The 13,778-nt window shown below is 62.6% G+C and carries 24 protein-coding genes; all 24 read right to left on the reverse strand.

Annotated features, from left to right (window positions below; genetic code table 11):
- Positions 1 to 180: 180 nt before the first annotated feature.
- The 24 genes from ACP7BY_RS02495 to tuf all read right to left on the reverse strand — a co-directional run bounded on the left by ACP7BY_RS02495 (position 181) and on the right by tuf (position 13,771).
- Complete coding sequence (locus tag ACP7BY_RS02495) at positions 181 to 831, reverse strand: adenylate kinase (protein ID WP_033964926.1); 651 nt, start codon at positions 829 to 831, stop codon at positions 181 to 183.
- A gap of 40 nt (positions 832 to 871) precedes the next feature.
- Positions 872 to 2,224 carry a preprotein translocase subunit SecY gene (gene secY, locus ACP7BY_RS02500; protein ID WP_033964927.1) on the reverse strand — a complete coding sequence of 451 codons (1,353 nt, stop codon included), beginning with the start codon at positions 2,222 to 2,224 and terminating at the stop codon, positions 872 to 874.
- A 314-nt stretch (positions 2,225 to 2,538) separates the two neighbouring features.
- Positions 2,539 to 3,081, reverse strand: a complete 543-nt coding sequence (gene rplO / locus ACP7BY_RS02505) for a 50S ribosomal protein L15 (protein WP_033964928.1) — start codon at positions 3,079 to 3,081, stop codon at positions 2,539 to 2,541.
- 118 nt (positions 3,082 to 3,199) lie between these two features.
- The gene (rpmD, locus tag ACP7BY_RS02510) at positions 3,200 to 3,376 is read right to left on the reverse strand and encodes a 50S ribosomal protein L30 (RefSeq protein WP_010403711.1); all 177 of its coding nucleotides are present in this window, start codon (positions 3,374 to 3,376) and stop codon (positions 3,200 to 3,202) included.
- A gap of 6 nt (positions 3,377 to 3,382) precedes the next feature.
- Complete coding sequence (rpsE, locus tag ACP7BY_RS02515; protein ID WP_010403712.1) at positions 3,383 to 4,102, reverse strand: 30S ribosomal protein S5; 720 nt, start codon at positions 4,100 to 4,102, stop codon at positions 3,383 to 3,385.
- A gap of 2 nt (positions 4,103 to 4,104) precedes the next feature.
- Positions 4,105 to 4,464 carry a 50S ribosomal protein L18 gene (gene rplR, locus ACP7BY_RS02520; RefSeq protein ID WP_033964929.1) on the reverse strand — a complete coding sequence of 120 codons (360 nt, stop codon included), beginning with the start codon at positions 4,462 to 4,464 and terminating at the stop codon, positions 4,105 to 4,107.
- Positions 4,464 to 4,997 (reverse strand): 50S ribosomal protein L6, encoded by a 534-nt coding sequence (rplF, locus tag ACP7BY_RS02525; protein ID WP_010403714.1) that lies wholly within the window; start codon positions 4,995 to 4,997, stop codon positions 4,464 to 4,466. Before rplF ends, rplR begins: the two co-directional genes overlap by 1 nt.
- The gene (rpsH, locus tag ACP7BY_RS02530; RefSeq protein WP_033964930.1) at positions 4,997 to 5,392 is read right to left on the reverse strand and encodes a 30S ribosomal protein S8; all 396 of its coding nucleotides are present in this window, start codon (positions 5,390 to 5,392) and stop codon (positions 4,997 to 4,999) included. The genes rplF and rpsH overlap by 1 nt, the downstream gene beginning before the upstream one ends.
- Before the next feature lie 10 nt (positions 5,393 to 5,402).
- Positions 5,403 to 5,708 (reverse strand): 30S ribosomal protein S14, encoded by a 306-nt coding sequence (gene rpsN, locus ACP7BY_RS02535; protein WP_033964931.1) that lies wholly within the window; start codon positions 5,706 to 5,708, stop codon positions 5,403 to 5,405.
- Position 5,709: 1 nt separating this feature from the next.
- Positions 5,710 to 6,297 (reverse strand): 50S ribosomal protein L5, encoded by a 588-nt coding sequence (gene rplE / locus ACP7BY_RS02540; protein WP_033964932.1) that lies wholly within the window; start codon positions 6,295 to 6,297, stop codon positions 5,710 to 5,712.
- A complete protein-coding gene (gene rplX / locus ACP7BY_RS02545) occupies positions 6,290 to 6,607 on the reverse strand; it encodes a 50S ribosomal protein L24 (RefSeq protein WP_033964933.1) in 318 nt (105 codons plus the stop codon). Before rplX ends, rplE begins: the two co-directional genes overlap by 8 nt.
- Complete coding sequence (gene rplN, locus ACP7BY_RS02550) at positions 6,607 to 6,975, reverse strand: 50S ribosomal protein L14 (protein WP_010164574.1); 369 nt, start codon at positions 6,973 to 6,975, stop codon at positions 6,607 to 6,609. The genes rplX and rplN overlap by 1 nt, the downstream gene beginning before the upstream one ends.
- An 82-nt stretch (positions 6,976 to 7,057) precedes the next feature.
- Positions 7,058 to 7,330, reverse strand: a complete 273-nt coding sequence (gene rpsQ / locus ACP7BY_RS02555) for a 30S ribosomal protein S17 (protein ID WP_010403725.1) — start codon at positions 7,328 to 7,330, stop codon at positions 7,058 to 7,060.
- A 10-nt stretch (positions 7,331 to 7,340) separates the two neighbouring features.
- A complete protein-coding gene (rpmC, locus tag ACP7BY_RS02560) occupies positions 7,341 to 7,559 on the reverse strand; it encodes a 50S ribosomal protein L29 (protein WP_010403727.1) in 219 nt (72 codons plus the stop codon).
- A gap of 1 nt (position 7,560) precedes the next feature.
- Complete coding sequence (gene rplP / locus ACP7BY_RS02565; RefSeq protein WP_010164579.1) at positions 7,561 to 7,995, reverse strand: 50S ribosomal protein L16; 435 nt, start codon at positions 7,993 to 7,995, stop codon at positions 7,561 to 7,563.
- 10 nt (positions 7,996 to 8,005) lie between these two features.
- Entirely contained in the window at positions 8,006 to 8,707 is a 702-nt protein-coding gene (rpsC, locus tag ACP7BY_RS02570) for a 30S ribosomal protein S3 (RefSeq protein ID WP_010403730.1), read from the reverse strand.
- Complete coding sequence (gene rplV / locus ACP7BY_RS02575; RefSeq protein WP_010403732.1) at positions 8,707 to 9,084, reverse strand: 50S ribosomal protein L22; 378 nt, start codon at positions 9,082 to 9,084, stop codon at positions 8,707 to 8,709. The genes rpsC and rplV overlap by 1 nt, the downstream gene beginning before the upstream one ends.
- Positions 9,084 to 9,359 carry a 30S ribosomal protein S19 gene (gene rpsS / locus ACP7BY_RS02580; RefSeq protein WP_010164582.1) on the reverse strand — a complete coding sequence of 92 codons (276 nt, stop codon included), beginning with the start codon at positions 9,357 to 9,359 and terminating at the stop codon, positions 9,084 to 9,086. The genes rplV and rpsS overlap by 1 nt, the downstream gene beginning before the upstream one ends.
- 3 nt (positions 9,360 to 9,362) lie before the next feature.
- Positions 9,363 to 10,214 (reverse strand): 50S ribosomal protein L2, encoded by an 852-nt coding sequence (rplB, locus tag ACP7BY_RS02585; RefSeq protein WP_010403733.1) that lies wholly within the window; start codon positions 10,212 to 10,214, stop codon positions 9,363 to 9,365.
- Positions 10,215 to 10,218: 4 nt separating this feature from the next.
- Positions 10,219 to 10,530, reverse strand: coding sequence for a 50S ribosomal protein L23 (locus ACP7BY_RS02590; RefSeq protein ID WP_010403734.1), 312 nt, complete (start codon positions 10,528 to 10,530; stop codon positions 10,219 to 10,221).
- Positions 10,523 to 11,149: a 50S ribosomal protein L4 gene (rplD, locus tag ACP7BY_RS02595; RefSeq protein ID WP_033964934.1), complete on the reverse strand. Its 627-nt coding sequence runs from the start codon at positions 11,147 to 11,149 to the stop codon at positions 10,523 to 10,525. Before rplD ends, ACP7BY_RS02590 begins: the two co-directional genes overlap by 8 nt.
- Before the next feature lie 2 nt (positions 11,150 to 11,151).
- Positions 11,152 to 11,907, reverse strand: a complete 756-nt coding sequence (gene rplC / locus ACP7BY_RS02600) for a 50S ribosomal protein L3 (RefSeq protein WP_010403739.1) — start codon at positions 11,905 to 11,907, stop codon at positions 11,152 to 11,154.
- A 214-nt stretch (positions 11,908 to 12,121) separates the two neighbouring features.
- A complete protein-coding gene (gene rpsJ / locus ACP7BY_RS02605) occupies positions 12,122 to 12,430 on the reverse strand; it encodes a 30S ribosomal protein S10 (RefSeq protein ID WP_007406109.1) in 309 nt (102 codons plus the stop codon).
- 150 nt (positions 12,431 to 12,580) lie between these two features.
- Positions 12,581 to 13,771 (reverse strand): elongation factor Tu, encoded by a 1,191-nt coding sequence (tuf, locus tag ACP7BY_RS02610; protein WP_033964937.1) that lies wholly within the window; start codon positions 13,769 to 13,771, stop codon positions 12,581 to 12,583.
- Positions 13,772 to 13,778: the final 7 nt, after the last annotated feature.

Here is a 13,778-nt window from a genome sequence, read left to right on the forward strand (position 1 = left end):
TCCCGGGAGTGCGAGTGTCGATCTCGTGAATACATTTCCGGCCAGCGTGCATGGCCTGCGCCCTTCATGCGCCGGTCGCGTATCCAACGCGATGACGCTGAGGTGACGAAAATGTCATTCGCCCGAGAAACGCCTCACGCACCGCCAGCGTGAGCCCGCATTGTCTTTTGAGCCAACCGATCAGCCAGCGTCGAGAATCGCCTCGATTGCGCCCGTCACATCGGCAATGTCGCCCATGCCATCGACCCGCGCGAGCAACCCGCGCGCCTGGTAGATCGGGATGATCGGCTCGGTCTTGGCGCGATATTCGGCCATGCGCGTGCGCACGGTTTCCTCATTATCGTCGGGTCGGCGTTTGAATTCATGCCCGCCGCACACGTCGCACGTGCCCGCGATCTTGGGCTGTTTGAAGCTGTCGTGATAGCCCGCACCACAGGTGGCGCAGGTATAACGACCAACGATCCGCGCGACGAGCGCATCCTCGTTCACGTCGAGTTCGATCACGGTGTCGAGCTTGCGGCCATGCTGGGCAAGGATCGTATCGAGCGATTCGACCTGGGCCGCGGTCCGCGGATATCCGTCGAAGATCGTGCCTTGCTCGGGCGAGAGCGTGCCAAGCTTGTCATCGATCAACGCGGAAACGATCTCGTCGGATACGAGCGCGCCCGAATCCATCACCGCCGCAACCTGATGGCCGAGCGGCGTGTCGGCCTTGCGCGCGGCGCGCAGCATGTCGCCGGTCGAAAGCTGGATCATACCGCGATCCGCCTCGAGATGGCTGGCCTGGGTGCCCTTGCCGGCTCCCGGCGGCCCCAACAGGATGATGTTCAATACGCTCTCCCCAATCGCCGTGGCGACTCGCGTCCCGCTTTTAGCGGAGACGCCCGCCCTTCAGCTTCGCCTTCTTGATCAGATCGCCATATTGATGCGCAAGCAAATGGCTCTGAATCTGCGTCACCGTATCCATTGTTACGTTGACCACGATCAGCAAGCTAGTGCCACCAAGGTAGAAGGGAATCGACAGCGCCGACACCAGATATTCCGGCAACAGGCAGATGATCGCCAGATACCCGGCACCGATCACGGTGATACGCGTCAGCACATAGTCGAAATACGCCTCGGTGTTCTTGCCCGGGCGGATGCCGGGGATGAAGCCGCCATAGCGCTTGAGATTGTCGGCGGTCTCTTCCGGGTTGAACACCACGGCGGTGTAGAAGAACGAGAAGAAGACGATGCCCGCGCCGTAGAGCAGCATGTACACCAGCGACCCATGCTGCAGATATTGGTTGAGCCCGATGACGACATCGCCCCACCAGGTTTCCTTGCCGCCCGTCGGCTGTTTGCCCGCAAGCTGCATCACCGTCAGCGGCATCAGCAGCAGCGACGAGGCGAAAATCGGCGGGATCACGCCTGCCGTGTTGATCTTGAGCGGCAAATGGCTGCGATCGGCCTGCATGCCGCGCTGCGTTTGGCGCTTCGGGTATTGGATCAGGATGCGGCGCTGCGCGCGCTCCATGAAGCAGATGAACAGGATCAGGCCCGCCACCGCGACGATGATGCCGAGGATCTTGAACCCATCGAGGTTCCCCGCGCGGCCGCCCTCGGCCAGCGTGTAGAGCGTCGTCGGCAAGTTCGCGACGATACCGGCCATGATGATCAGCGACATGCCGTTGCCGATGCCGCGACTGGTGATCTGCTCACCGATCCACATCAAGAACATGGTGCCGCCGACTAGGCTGACGATCGAGCCGATGATGAACATCGGGCCGGGGTTCACGACGACGCCCTGGCTTTCGAAGCCGAGCGTCAGGAAATAGCCCTGGATGATGGTCAGCGCGACGGTGCCGTAGCGCGTATATTGGTTGAGCCGCTTGCGCCCGCTCTCGCCTTCCTTCTTGATCGCGGCGAGCGTCGGCGACAGCGAGGTCGCGAGCTGCACTACGATCGAGGCGGTGATGTAGGGCGTGACGCCCAAAGCGATCAAGCTGGCGCGCTTGAGCGAACCACCCGAGAACGCGTTGAAGAAATCGAGCACGCCACCGCTGGTACGGCTGGCCAGTTCGGTCAGCGCAGTCGGATCGATCCCCGGCAGCGGCACATAGCTGAGCAGGCGGAAAACGATCAAAGCGCCGATGGTAAACCACAGCCGCTTCTTGAGGTCGGTCGCCTGTGCGAATTTCGACAGGCTGATGCTGGAAGCCATCTGGTCGGCTGCGGATGCCATGTGCGTCTATCGTCCTGGATGCAGTAGCGGCGGAAACAAAAAGGGCGGGAAACGTTTTACCGCCCCGCCGCTCATATAGGGGCCCAAGCGGGCTTGTCTAATGGGTTGCGCGAAGAGATCGCGCTAACCTACCCCTATCCGTTCGTTTCGAGCCTAGTCGAGAAACCCCGCGCAGCGCCTGATACCTGTTTCTCGACTTCGCTCGAAACGAACGGAGGGAGCGACAGAGCGCGTCTAGAAGCCGAGATCCCTTAAACGATTTGTCCCGAACAGCGGGGTCGCTGTTCGGGACAAAGAGTATCAGATCGTCCGGCTTACGCCTTAAACGATTCCTTGTGCGCCTTGCGCTCGCGATACTTGACGCCCTTCTTGGCGGCAGCCTTTTCAGCGGCAGGAACGACGTGGATCACGTCGACCGAACCACCGGCCTTCTCGACCGCTTCGATCGCGCCCTTGGACGCGCCGGCAACCGTGAACGACAGCTTGGTGGTCAGTTCGCCCTTGCCGAGCAGACGGACGCCGTCCTTGCCACCGCGTGCCAGGCCAGCGGCCTTCAGCGCGTCATGGTCGAGGCTCGCACCGGCTTCGATCTTGCCCGCGTCAACCGCGACCTGGATCGCGCCGAGGTTCACCTCAGCATAATCCTTGGCGAAGATGTTGTTGAAGCCACGCTTCGGCAACCGCATGTGCAGCGGCATCTGGCCGCCTTCGAAACCGGCGATGGAAACGCCCTCGCGGCTCTTCTGGCCCTTCTGGCCGCGGCCTGCGGTCTTGCCCTTGCCGGAACCGATACCACGGCCGACACGCATTTTCGACTTACGCGCACCGGCGTTGTCACGGATATCATTAAGTTTCATGTGTGCACTCGCTTTCGCTTTTGACGCGCTGGATAAATGAGGAAGGGGGCCGTTAGCCCCCTGCCCCGGATTTGTCTACTTCTTCTCCCTCTCCCCTGTGGGGAGAGGGAGAAGAAGTTTACGCCTCGATCTTCACCATGTGCGCGACCTTGCGGATCATGCCACGAACTTCGGGCGTGTCCTGCAGCTCGCGCGTGCGGTGCATCTTGTTGAGGCCGAGACCGATCAGCGTTGCGCGCTGGTCCTTCTCGCGGCGGATCGGCGAACCGGTCTGCGTGATCTTGATGGTTGCCATGGGTCTTTACTCCACGATCGCTTCGGCTTCAGCCTGGGGCGCTTCCGCACCGCCACGGCCGAGCAGATCGGCGATCTTCTTGCCACGACGCTGCGCAACCGACTTCGGGCTCACCTGGCTGGTCAGCGCCTCGAAGGTCGCACGGATCATGTTGTACGGGTTGGACGTACCGACCGACTTGGTCACCACGTCGGCAACGCCGAGCGATTCGAACACGGCGCGCATCGGGCCACCGGCGATGATGCCCGTTCCCTGCGGTGCCGAGCGCAGCGTGACGAGACCGGCACCGAAGTGACCGTTACCGTCATGATGCAGCGTGCGGCCTTCCTTCAGCGGAACGCGGACCATTGCCTTCTTGGCAGCAGCCGTCGCCTTGGAAATGGCTTCGGGCACTTCGCGTGCCTTGCCATGACCGAAGCCGACACGGCCCTTGCCGTCGCCCACGACGACCAAAGCTGCGAAGCCGAAGCGCTTACCGCCCTTGACCGTCTTCGAGACGCGGTTGATGTGAACCAGCTTCTCGATCAGCTCTTCGCCGCCATCATCGGCACCGGGGCCGCCACGACCGCGATTGTCGCGACCGCCACGGTTGTCACGGCCGCCACGATTCTGGCCACCGCCGCCGGGGCCACCGCGACCACGACCGCCGCGGGGACCGCGGGCGTCGGGAGCGGCTGCGCCTTCGGGAGCTGCCGTAGCTTCGGTTGGAATGTTGTCGTCAGCCATAATTAGAACTCCAATCCGGCTTCACGCGCGGCAGTCGCCAACGCCTTGACGCGACCGTGGAACAGGAAGCCACCGCGATCGAACACGACCTGCGTCACGCCCGCCGCCTTGCTGGCCTCGGCGATGCGGGTGCCGACGGCCACTGCTGCGTCGATGTTGGCGCCGGACGTGTCGCGCACGTCCTTTTCCAGCGTCGAAGCAGCTGCGATCGTCACGCCCTGCGCGTCGTCGATAATCTGCGCATAGATGTGGCGGCCCGAGCGATGGATCGACAGCCGCGGACGGCCCGATCCACGCGCGCGGAGCGCGGTGCGGTTGCGGCGGCGCCGCTTCTCGAAGAGAGACATACCCTTGGTCGACATTACTTCTTCTTCCCTTCCTTGCGGAAGATGAACTCGCCGTCGTACTTGATGCCCTTGCCCTTATACGGCTCGGGCTTGCGCCAGCGACGGATTTCAGCGGCCAGCTGGCCGACCTTCTGCTTGTCGGAACCCGAAATCTCGACCGTCGTGTTGTCCGGGGTCTTGACTTCGATCCCTTCCGGCACGTCGATGTTGACGTCGTGGCTGTAGCCGAGCTTGAGGTTCAGCGTCTTGCCCTGAACCGCAGCGCGGTAGCCCACGCCGTTGATCAGCAGCTTCTTGGTGAAGCCGTCCGACACGCCGGTGATGAGGTTCTGCACCAGCGTGCGCTGCATGCCCCAAAATGCGCGAGCGCGCTTGGTCTCATTGGCCGGGTTGACGGCGATGCCGCCATCTTCAAGCACATAGCTGATCTCTTCGCGCAGCGGCATGGCGAGGGTGCCCTTGGGGCCCTTCACGCTGAGCTGCTGGCCTTCGATCGTCGCGGTCACGCCGCTCGGGATCGTGACCGGCTTTTTACCGATGCGGCTCATCAGAACACCTCCGCGAGGACTTCGCCGCCGACATTCTGTTCGCGCGCTTCGGCGTCGGACAGAACGCCGCGAGGCGTGGAGACGATCGTGATGCCAAGGCCATTCATGACCCGCGGCAGTTCGGTCGAAGCCGAATAGACGCGACGGCCAGGCTTGGACACGCGAGCGACGTGCTTGATCGCGGGCTGGCCCTCGAAATACTTCAGCTCGATGCGGATGCCGGCCGCAGGGCCCATCTGCTCTTCGGTGTAGCCACGAATGTAGCCCTCGCGCTGGAGCACGTCGAGCACGCGGGCCCGCAGCTTGGAGCCCGGCGTCAGGACGGAGTCCTTGCGCGCGCGCTGGCCGTTGCGGATGCGGGTGAGCATATCACCCAGGGGATCGGTCAATGCCATCTGTTGATCCTTACCAGCTCGACTTCGTAACGCCCGGGATCAGGCCCTTGTTGGCCAGATCGCGCAGCTGAATACGGCAGAGGCGGAACTTGCGATAATATGCGCGCGGACGACCGGTCAGCTCGCAGCGGTTGCGGATGCGCGTCGGGTTCCCGTTGCGGGGGATCTCAGCCATCTTGAGACGGGCTTCGATCCGCTCGCCGTCGCTGAGCGTCGTGTCGGCGGCAATCGCCTTCAGCGCCGCGTACTTCGGGGCGTACTTCTTGACCAGCATCTTGCGACGCTCGTTCTTGTTGACAGAACTTACCTTCGCCATCTTATGCCGCCTTCTTTTCGGTGTCAGCGTCTTCGATCGGGAACGGGAAACCGAACAGACGGAGCAGCTCGCGCGCTTCCTCGTCGGTCTTCGCCGTGGTCGCCACGATCACGTCCAGGCCGCGGATCTTGTCGATCCGGTCATAGCTGATTTCCGGGAACACCAGCTGTTCCTTCAGGCCGCAGGCATAGTTGCCGCGTCCGTCGAACGACTTGGGGTTGAGCCCGCGGAAATCGCGAACGCGGGGAAGTGCGATCGTGATGAAACGGTCCAGGAATTCGTACATGCGCTCACGGCGAAGGGTAACCTTCACGCCGATCGGCATGCCTTCGCGCAGCTTGAACTGTGCGATCGACTTCTTGGCCTTGGTCACGACGGGCTTCTGCCCTGCGATCAATTCCATTTCGCCAAAGGCCTGGTCGACCTTCTTCTTGTCCTGCGTGGCTTCGCCAACGCCCATGTTCAGCACGATCTTGTCGATGCGCGGAACTTCCATGGCGTTCTTGTAGCCGAACTTTTCGGTCATCGCCTTGACGATCTTGTCGTCATAGATGCCCTTCATCCGGGGCTTGGTAGCTGCATCAGCCATCGATCTTGTCTCCGGTCTTGACCGCAACACGGACTTTCTTGCCGTCCTGGGTCTCGAAACGAACGCGCGTAGGCTTGCCGTCGGCGGTCACGTGAGCGACCTTGGAGACGTGCAGCGGCGCTTCGGCGCGCTTCAGGCCACCCTGCGGGTCACCCTGGCTCGGCTTTACGTGGCGAACGGCAACGTTGACGCCCGAAACGACGACCTTGCCGTCCTTCGGAAGTGCCAGCGTGACTTCACCGGTCTTGCCCTTGTCCTTGCCGGACAGAACGATGACGCGGTCGCCCTTCTTGATCTTTGCGGTCGCCATTACAGCACCTCCGGCGCGAGACTGATGATCTTCATGTGCTTCTTGCCGCGCAGTTCGCGAACCACTGGGCCAAAGATACGGGTACCGATCGGCTCCTCGTTCTTGTTGACCAGCACGGCTGCGTTCGAATCGAAGCGGATCACGGTGCCATCGGCCCGGCGAATGTCCTTCGCCGTACGCACGATGACGGCACGGTGCACGTCGCCCTTCTTCACGCGGCCGCGGGGCGCAGCCTCCTTCACGCTGACGACAATGATGTCGCCAACGCCTGCAACACGACGCTTGGACCCGCCAAGCACCTTGATGCACATAACCCGCTTCGCGCCGCTGTTGTCAGCGACCTCGAGATTGGATTGCATCTGGATCATAGATCCGCTTCCTTCTCATCTGGGGCCGATACCGACCGGACCCCGCCTCGATCAATGGAGCCGCGCTAACGCGGCCCCGCTCTTATGCGTCGACGTCGACCCGGTCAGGCGTCGCGTGGGTGTTGACCCGATCGATCACCTTCCAGGTCTTCAGCTTGGAAATCGGCGCGGTCTCTTCGATCCGCACGGTCTCGCCCTGCTTGAACTCATTGCCCTCGTCATGGGCATGATACTTCTTCGTACGGCGGATGATCTTGCCATAGAGCGCGTGCTTGACCTTACGCTCCACGTTCACGACCACCGTCTTGTCGCCCTTGTCGGAGACGATCAGCCCCGTCAGCACGCGCTTTGGCATGTCTAAATCCTTACTTTGCCGCAGTGTCGCGCGAACGCGCGGACTGCAGGGTCTTGATGCGAGCGATGTCGCGACGGACTTCCTTGACCCGGCTCGGCTTTTCGAGCTGGTTGGTCGCGGCCTGGAAACGGAGGTTGAACGCCTCGCGCTTCAGGTTGCCGAGCTCTTCGCCCAGCTGGTCCTCGGTCTTCGCCTTGAGGTCGGAGCGACGCGTGTCGATCTTCGCCATGTTATGCAACTCCCAGATGCGAGGTGTCGCCGAGACGGGCAACGACCTTCACCTTGATCGGCAGCTTCATCGCTGCACGGCTGAACGCCATTGCCGCGATGTCGCCCGGAACGCCGTCCAGTTCGAACAGGATACGGCCGGGCTTGACGCGGGCTGCCCAATATTCCGGCGAACCCTTGCCCTTACCCATGCGGACTTCAGCGGGCTTGCCCGAGACGGGAACGTCCGGGAAAACGCGGATCCACAAACGGCCCTGGCGCTTGATGTGACGCGTGATCGCGCGGCGAGCCGCCTCGATCTGGCGTGCGGTGAGACGATCCGGCTCCATCGCCTTCAGGCCGTACGACCCGAAGTTGAGCGTGGTGCCACCCTTGGCGTCGCCATGGATGCGGCCCTTGAAGGCCTTGCGGAACTTGGTCTTTTTCGGTTGCAGCATGATCTATTCCTTAGCGGCGCGGATCAGGCCGGACGCCGGAAGTCTGTGCTTCCATCATCAGCCGGTCGGTCGCCATCGGGTCATGACCCAGGATTTCGCCCTTGAAGATCCAGACCTTCACGCCGCACACGCCATAGGCGGTGTGTGCAGTCGCTTCAGCGTAATCAACGTTCGCGCGCAGCGTGTGGAGCGGCACGCGACCTTCGCGATACCATTCCGACCGTGCGATCTCGGCGCCGCCAAGACGGCCGCCGCAGTTGATCCGGATGCCCTCGGCACCGAGACGCATCGCCGACTGCACCGCACGCTTCATGGCACGGCGGAAGGCGATACGACGCTCGAGCTGATCGGCGATGCCCTGCGCAACCAGCTTGCTGTCGACTTCCGGCTTGCGGATTTCGACGATGTTCAGGCTGACGTCGGACGTCGTCATCTTGCCGAGCGTACGGCGCAGCTTTTCGATGTCCGCACCCTTCTTGCCGATGATGACACCGGGACGGGCAGCGAAGATCGAAACGCGGCACAGCTTGGCCGGACGGTCGATGACCACTTTGGAGATCGCAGCCTGTGGCAGCGTCTTCAGGATGTACGCACGCATCTTGAGATCTTCGAGCAGAAGACGGCCGTAATCGGCGCCCTCGGCATACCAGCGGCTATCCCAGGTGCGGTTGATCTGCAGGCGCAGACCGATCGGGTTCGATTTCTGACCCATTATGCTTCTTCCTGCTCGCGCACGACGATGCGCAGACGGCTGAACGGCTTGAGGATGCGCGTCGACTTGCCACGACCGCGGGTCGCGAAGCGCTTCATCACGATCGACTTGCCAACCGAAGCCTCTGCGACGACGAGCGAGTCGACGTCGAGATTGTGGTTGTTCTCGGCGTTGGCGATGGCCGACGCCAGCACCTTGCGCGCGTCAACCGCCATGCCCTTGGTCGAGAACTGCAGGATGTTCATCGCATCGCCGACCTTCTTGCCACGGATCAATGCCGCGACGAGGCCGAGCTTCTGCGCGGAACCACGGATCTGCGTGCCGACCGACAGCGCCTCGTTATCCGCCACGCGGCGGGGAGCTTTTGCCTTAGCCATTAGCGCTTGCCCTTCTTGTCCGCGGCATGGCCGGGGAAATAGCGCGTCGGCGCGAACTCGCCGAGCTTCATGCCCACCATGTCCTCGTTGACAGAAACCGGCACGAACTTGCGGCCGTTATAGACGCTGAAGGTCAGGCCAACGAACTGCGGCAGGATCGTCGAGCGGCGCGACCAGGTCTTGATCGCACCACGCGCGTTGGTTTCCTGCGCGGTTTCTGCCTTCTTCAGCAGGTGAAGGTCCACGAACGGACCCTTCCAGACGGAACGAGCCATCGTTTAGCCCTTCTTCTTGGCGTGACGGCTGCGGATAATCATCTTGTCCGTCGCCTTGTTATGACGGGTGCGCGCACCCTTGGTCGGCTTGCCCCACGGGGTAACCGGATGACGGCCGCCCGAAGTCCGGCCTTCACCACCGCCGTGCGGATGGTCGACCGGATTCTTGGCGACGCCGCGCGTCAGCGGGCGGATGCCCAACCAGCGATTGCGACCCGCCTTGGCGAGGTTGGTGTTGCCATTGTCGGGGTTCGAAACCGCGCCAACCGTCGCCATGCAATTGGCGTGGATGTAACGCTGCTCGCCCGAGTTGAGGCGGACCATGACCATGCCCTTGTCGCGACCGACGACCTGCACATAGGTGCCGGCCGACCGTGCGAGCTGACCGCCCTTGCCCGGCTTCATCTCGACGTTGTGGACGATCGTGCCAACCGGCATCTGGCCCAGTTCCATCGCGTTGCCCGGCTTCACGTCGGTCTTCTTGTCCGCGATCACCTTGTCGCCAACGGCGAGGCGCTGCGGCGCAATGATGTACGCGACGTTTTCCTTGCCATCGGCGGTCTGACCATAGTTGATCAGCGCGATGAAGGCGGTGCGGTTGGGATCATATTCGATCCGCTCGACCACGCCATCGACGCCCCAGTTACGGCGCTTGAAGTCGATGATGCGGTAGCGCTGCTTGTGGCCGCCGGCGATGCCGCGCGAGGTCACATGGCCCTTGTTGTTGCGCCCACCGGTCTTGCGCTTGCCTTCGGTCAGCGCCTTGACGGGGCCGCCTTTGTGCAGGCCGGAACGGTCGACGAGGATGAGTCCGCGTCGTGCCGGGCTGGTCGGATTATAATGCTTCAATGCCATCGGATCAGATCCCCGTCGTCACGTCGATGGACTGGCCGTCCTTCAACGTCACGATCGCCTTCTTGATGTCGGAGCGGGTGTAGGGCGCGCCCTTCCACTTCTTGGTCTTGCCCTTCTGGACGATCGTGTTCACGCCCAGGACGGTCACGTCGAACAGCGCCTCGACTGCAGCCTTGATCTGCGGCTTGGTCGCGTCGTTAGTGACCTTGAAGACGACCGCGTTATGCTCGCTGAGCAAAGTGGCCTTTTCGGTGATGTGCGGTGCGACGATCACGTCATAATGACGCGCGTCGATCGCGGCTTTCTGCTTAGCCATTGAAGCGCGCCTCCAGCATTTCGACGGCAGCGCGGGTCAGGACCAGCGTGTCGTGCTTAAGGATGTCATAGACGTTGGCACCAGCCGCCGGCATCACGTTGATCGTGTGCAGGTTGCCCGCTGCCAGCGCGAAGCTGGTCTCGACCGCTGCGCCGTCAATGACGAGCGCGGTCTTGCCCGTGCCGAGCTTTGCCCAATCCGCGATCAGCGTCTTGGTCTTGCTCTCTGCGACCGTCAGGCTGTCCATGACAACCAGCGTGCCCGCCTGAGCGTGGCTCGACAGCGCCATCTTCAGACCGAGCGCGCGAACCTTCTTGTTCAGGCCGGGGTTGAAGTCGCGGGTCCGCTGACCGTGCGCCTTACCACCGCCGACGAAGATCGGAGCGCGGCGATCGCCGTGACGAGCCGTACCGCCGCCCTTCTGGCGACCGAACTTCTTGCCGGTGCGAGCAACGTCAGCGCGCTCACGCGTGCCGCTTGCGGTCGCGCGACGCTTTTCGAGCTGCCAGGTGACAACGCGGTGCAGGATGTCGGCGCGCGGATCGAGGCCGAAGACCTCGTCGTTGAGCTCGATGTCCGCGCCTGCGGTGTCGGCGAAGGATTGAACCTTGACCTTCATGTTCAGCCCTCCTGGCCGTCGGTCGCGTCCACGGTCGCGACGTCAGCAGGCGTCTCGGCGGGAGCGGTGTCGTTGTTGTTGGCGACCTGCTTCAGGCCGGCGGGATACGGCGCATCAGCGTGACGCGCGACCTTCACCGAATCCTTGACGAGCAACCAGCCACCCTTCGAGCCAGGGACCGAGCCCTTGACGAAGATGAGGCCACGCTCGACGTCGGTCGAAACGATTTCGAGATTTTGCTGGGTGCGGTTCTTGTCGCCCATGTGCCCGGCCATCTTCTTGTTCTTGAAGACCTTGCCCGGATCCTGGCGCTGACCGGTCGAACCCAGCGAGCGGTGCGAGACCGAAACGCCGTGCGTTGCGCGCAGACCGCCGAAGCCCCAACGCTTCATACCGCCCTGGAAGCCCTTACCCTGGGTCACGCCCTGGATATCGACGATCTGGCCAGCGACATAATGGTCGGCCGAGATGGTCGCGCCGACTTCGAGCAGCGCATCTTCGCTCACGCGGAATTCGGCGAGCTTCGCCTTGGGCTCAACTTCGGCCTTGCCGAAATGGCCACGCTGCGGCTTGGCAACGTTCTTTGCTTTTGCGGTACCCGCGCCCAACTGGACTGCGACATACCCATCACGATCGGCCTCGCGAACGGCCACAACTTGCAGATTTTCCAGCGCCAGAACGGTCACGGGCACATGGCGCCCATCGTCCTGGAACCAGCGGGTCATCCCCATCTTTTTCGCGATCACGCCAGTGCGCATGATCAATGCTCCATTCAATGCAGAGGCACCCCTCGGACCATTCCGAAGGGTGCGTACTCAGCCCAAACTTTATTTTATACTGCGGCCCCGACCCGGGCTGGTGCTCCCCGCGTTGGCGGTGGAGCGTGTCGGGGGACGCAGACCCGGGCAAGCCCGGCGGTATCCCGTCTATTTGGCCCCGAATCCGGGGCCGAATCTCTCGGAAGAGCGGCCTTTAGGCCAGCTTGATCTCGACGTCAACGCCTGCGGCGAGGTCGAGCTTCATAAGCGCGTCGACCGTCTGCGGGGTCGGCTGCACGATGTCGAGCATGCGCTTGTAGGTGCGGACTTCGAACTGCTCGCGCGACTTCTTGTCGATGTGCGGACCGCGGTTCACGGTGAACTTCTCGATGCGCGTCGGCAACGGAATGGGACCACGGATGAGAGCGCCGGTGCGGCGCGCGGTGTCGGCGATGTCGCCGGTCGCCTGATCGAGCACGCGATGATCGAACGCCTTGAGGCGGATGCGGATATTGCTGTCCATAGTCCCTACCGATGCGAAAGAGCGGGCCCCGTAGCGGGGCTCTTGCTGTTCAAAACCAAAACTGGAGGCGGGCCACTACAGCGGCCTCCATAAAATAGCAACAGCCCGCACCTCCCTTTGGAGGTGCGGGCTGTACTTTTCTTGTAACGCTTAGGCCGAGATGCCCGAGACGATGCCCGAACCAACGGTACGGCCGCCTTCGCGGATCGTGAAGCGCTGGCCAACGTCCATAGCGATCGGTGCGATCAGCTTGACGCCAAGCGCGATGTTGTCGCCAGGCATAACCATTTCGGTGCCCTCAGGCAGCTCGACGGTGCCGGTGACGTCCGTGGTGCGGAAGTAGAACTGCGGACGATAGTTGGCGAAGAACGGCGTGTGACGGCCACCTTCGTCCTTCGACAGCACGTACACTTCCGACTGGAAGTCGGTGTGCGGCTTGATCGAGCCGGGCTTGCAGAGCACCTGGCCACGCTCAACTTCTTCACGGCCAACGCCGCGGATCAGCGCGCCGATGTTGTCGCCTGCCTGGCCCTGGTCGAGCAGCTTGCGGAACATTTCGACGCCCGTGACGGTGGTCTTGCGGGTGTCGTTGATGCCGACGATCTCGACTTCTTCGCCAACCTTGACGACGCCGGTCTCGACGCGGCCGGTGACGACCGTACCACGACCCGAGATCGAGAACACGTCTTCGATCGGCATCATGAACGGCTTGTCGAGCGGACGCTCGGGCTGCGGCAGGTACGTGTCGACAGCCTGCATCAGCTTGAGGACGGCGTCATGGCCGATCTCGGGCTGCTTGTCTTCGAGCGCGCACACGGCCGAACCCTGGATGACCGGGATGTTGTCGCCGTCGAAATCATACGACGAGAGCAATTCGCGGATTTCCAGCTCGACGAGCTCGAGGATCTCGGGATCGTCGACCAGATCGACCTTGTTCATGAACACGACCATCGTCGGCACGCCGACCTGGCGAGCGAGCAGGATGTGCTCGCGGGTCTGCGGCATCGGGCCGTCGGTCGCCGAAACGACGAGGATCGCGCCGTCCATCTGCGCCGCACCGGTGATCATGTTCTTCACATAGTCGGCGTGGCCCGGGCAATCGACGTGCGCATAGTGACGCTCGGTCGTCTCATACTCGACGTGTGCGGTCGAGATGGTGATGCCGCGCTCGCGCTCTTCGGGAGCCTTGTCGATGTTGGCATAGCTGGTGAACGTCGCACCGCCGGTTTCCGCGAGCACCTTGGTGATCGCAGCCGTGAGCGAGGTCTTGCCGTGATCGACGTGGCCGATCGTGCCGATGTTGAGGTGCGGCTTGGTCCGCTCAAACTTTGCTTTTGCCATTTTTCCT

The sequence above is a fragment of the Sphingomonas sp. PSPC2-2 genome (assembly GCF_049897725.1).
Classification (GTDB): Bacteria; Pseudomonadota; Alphaproteobacteria; order Sphingomonadales; family Sphingomonadaceae; genus Sphingomonas.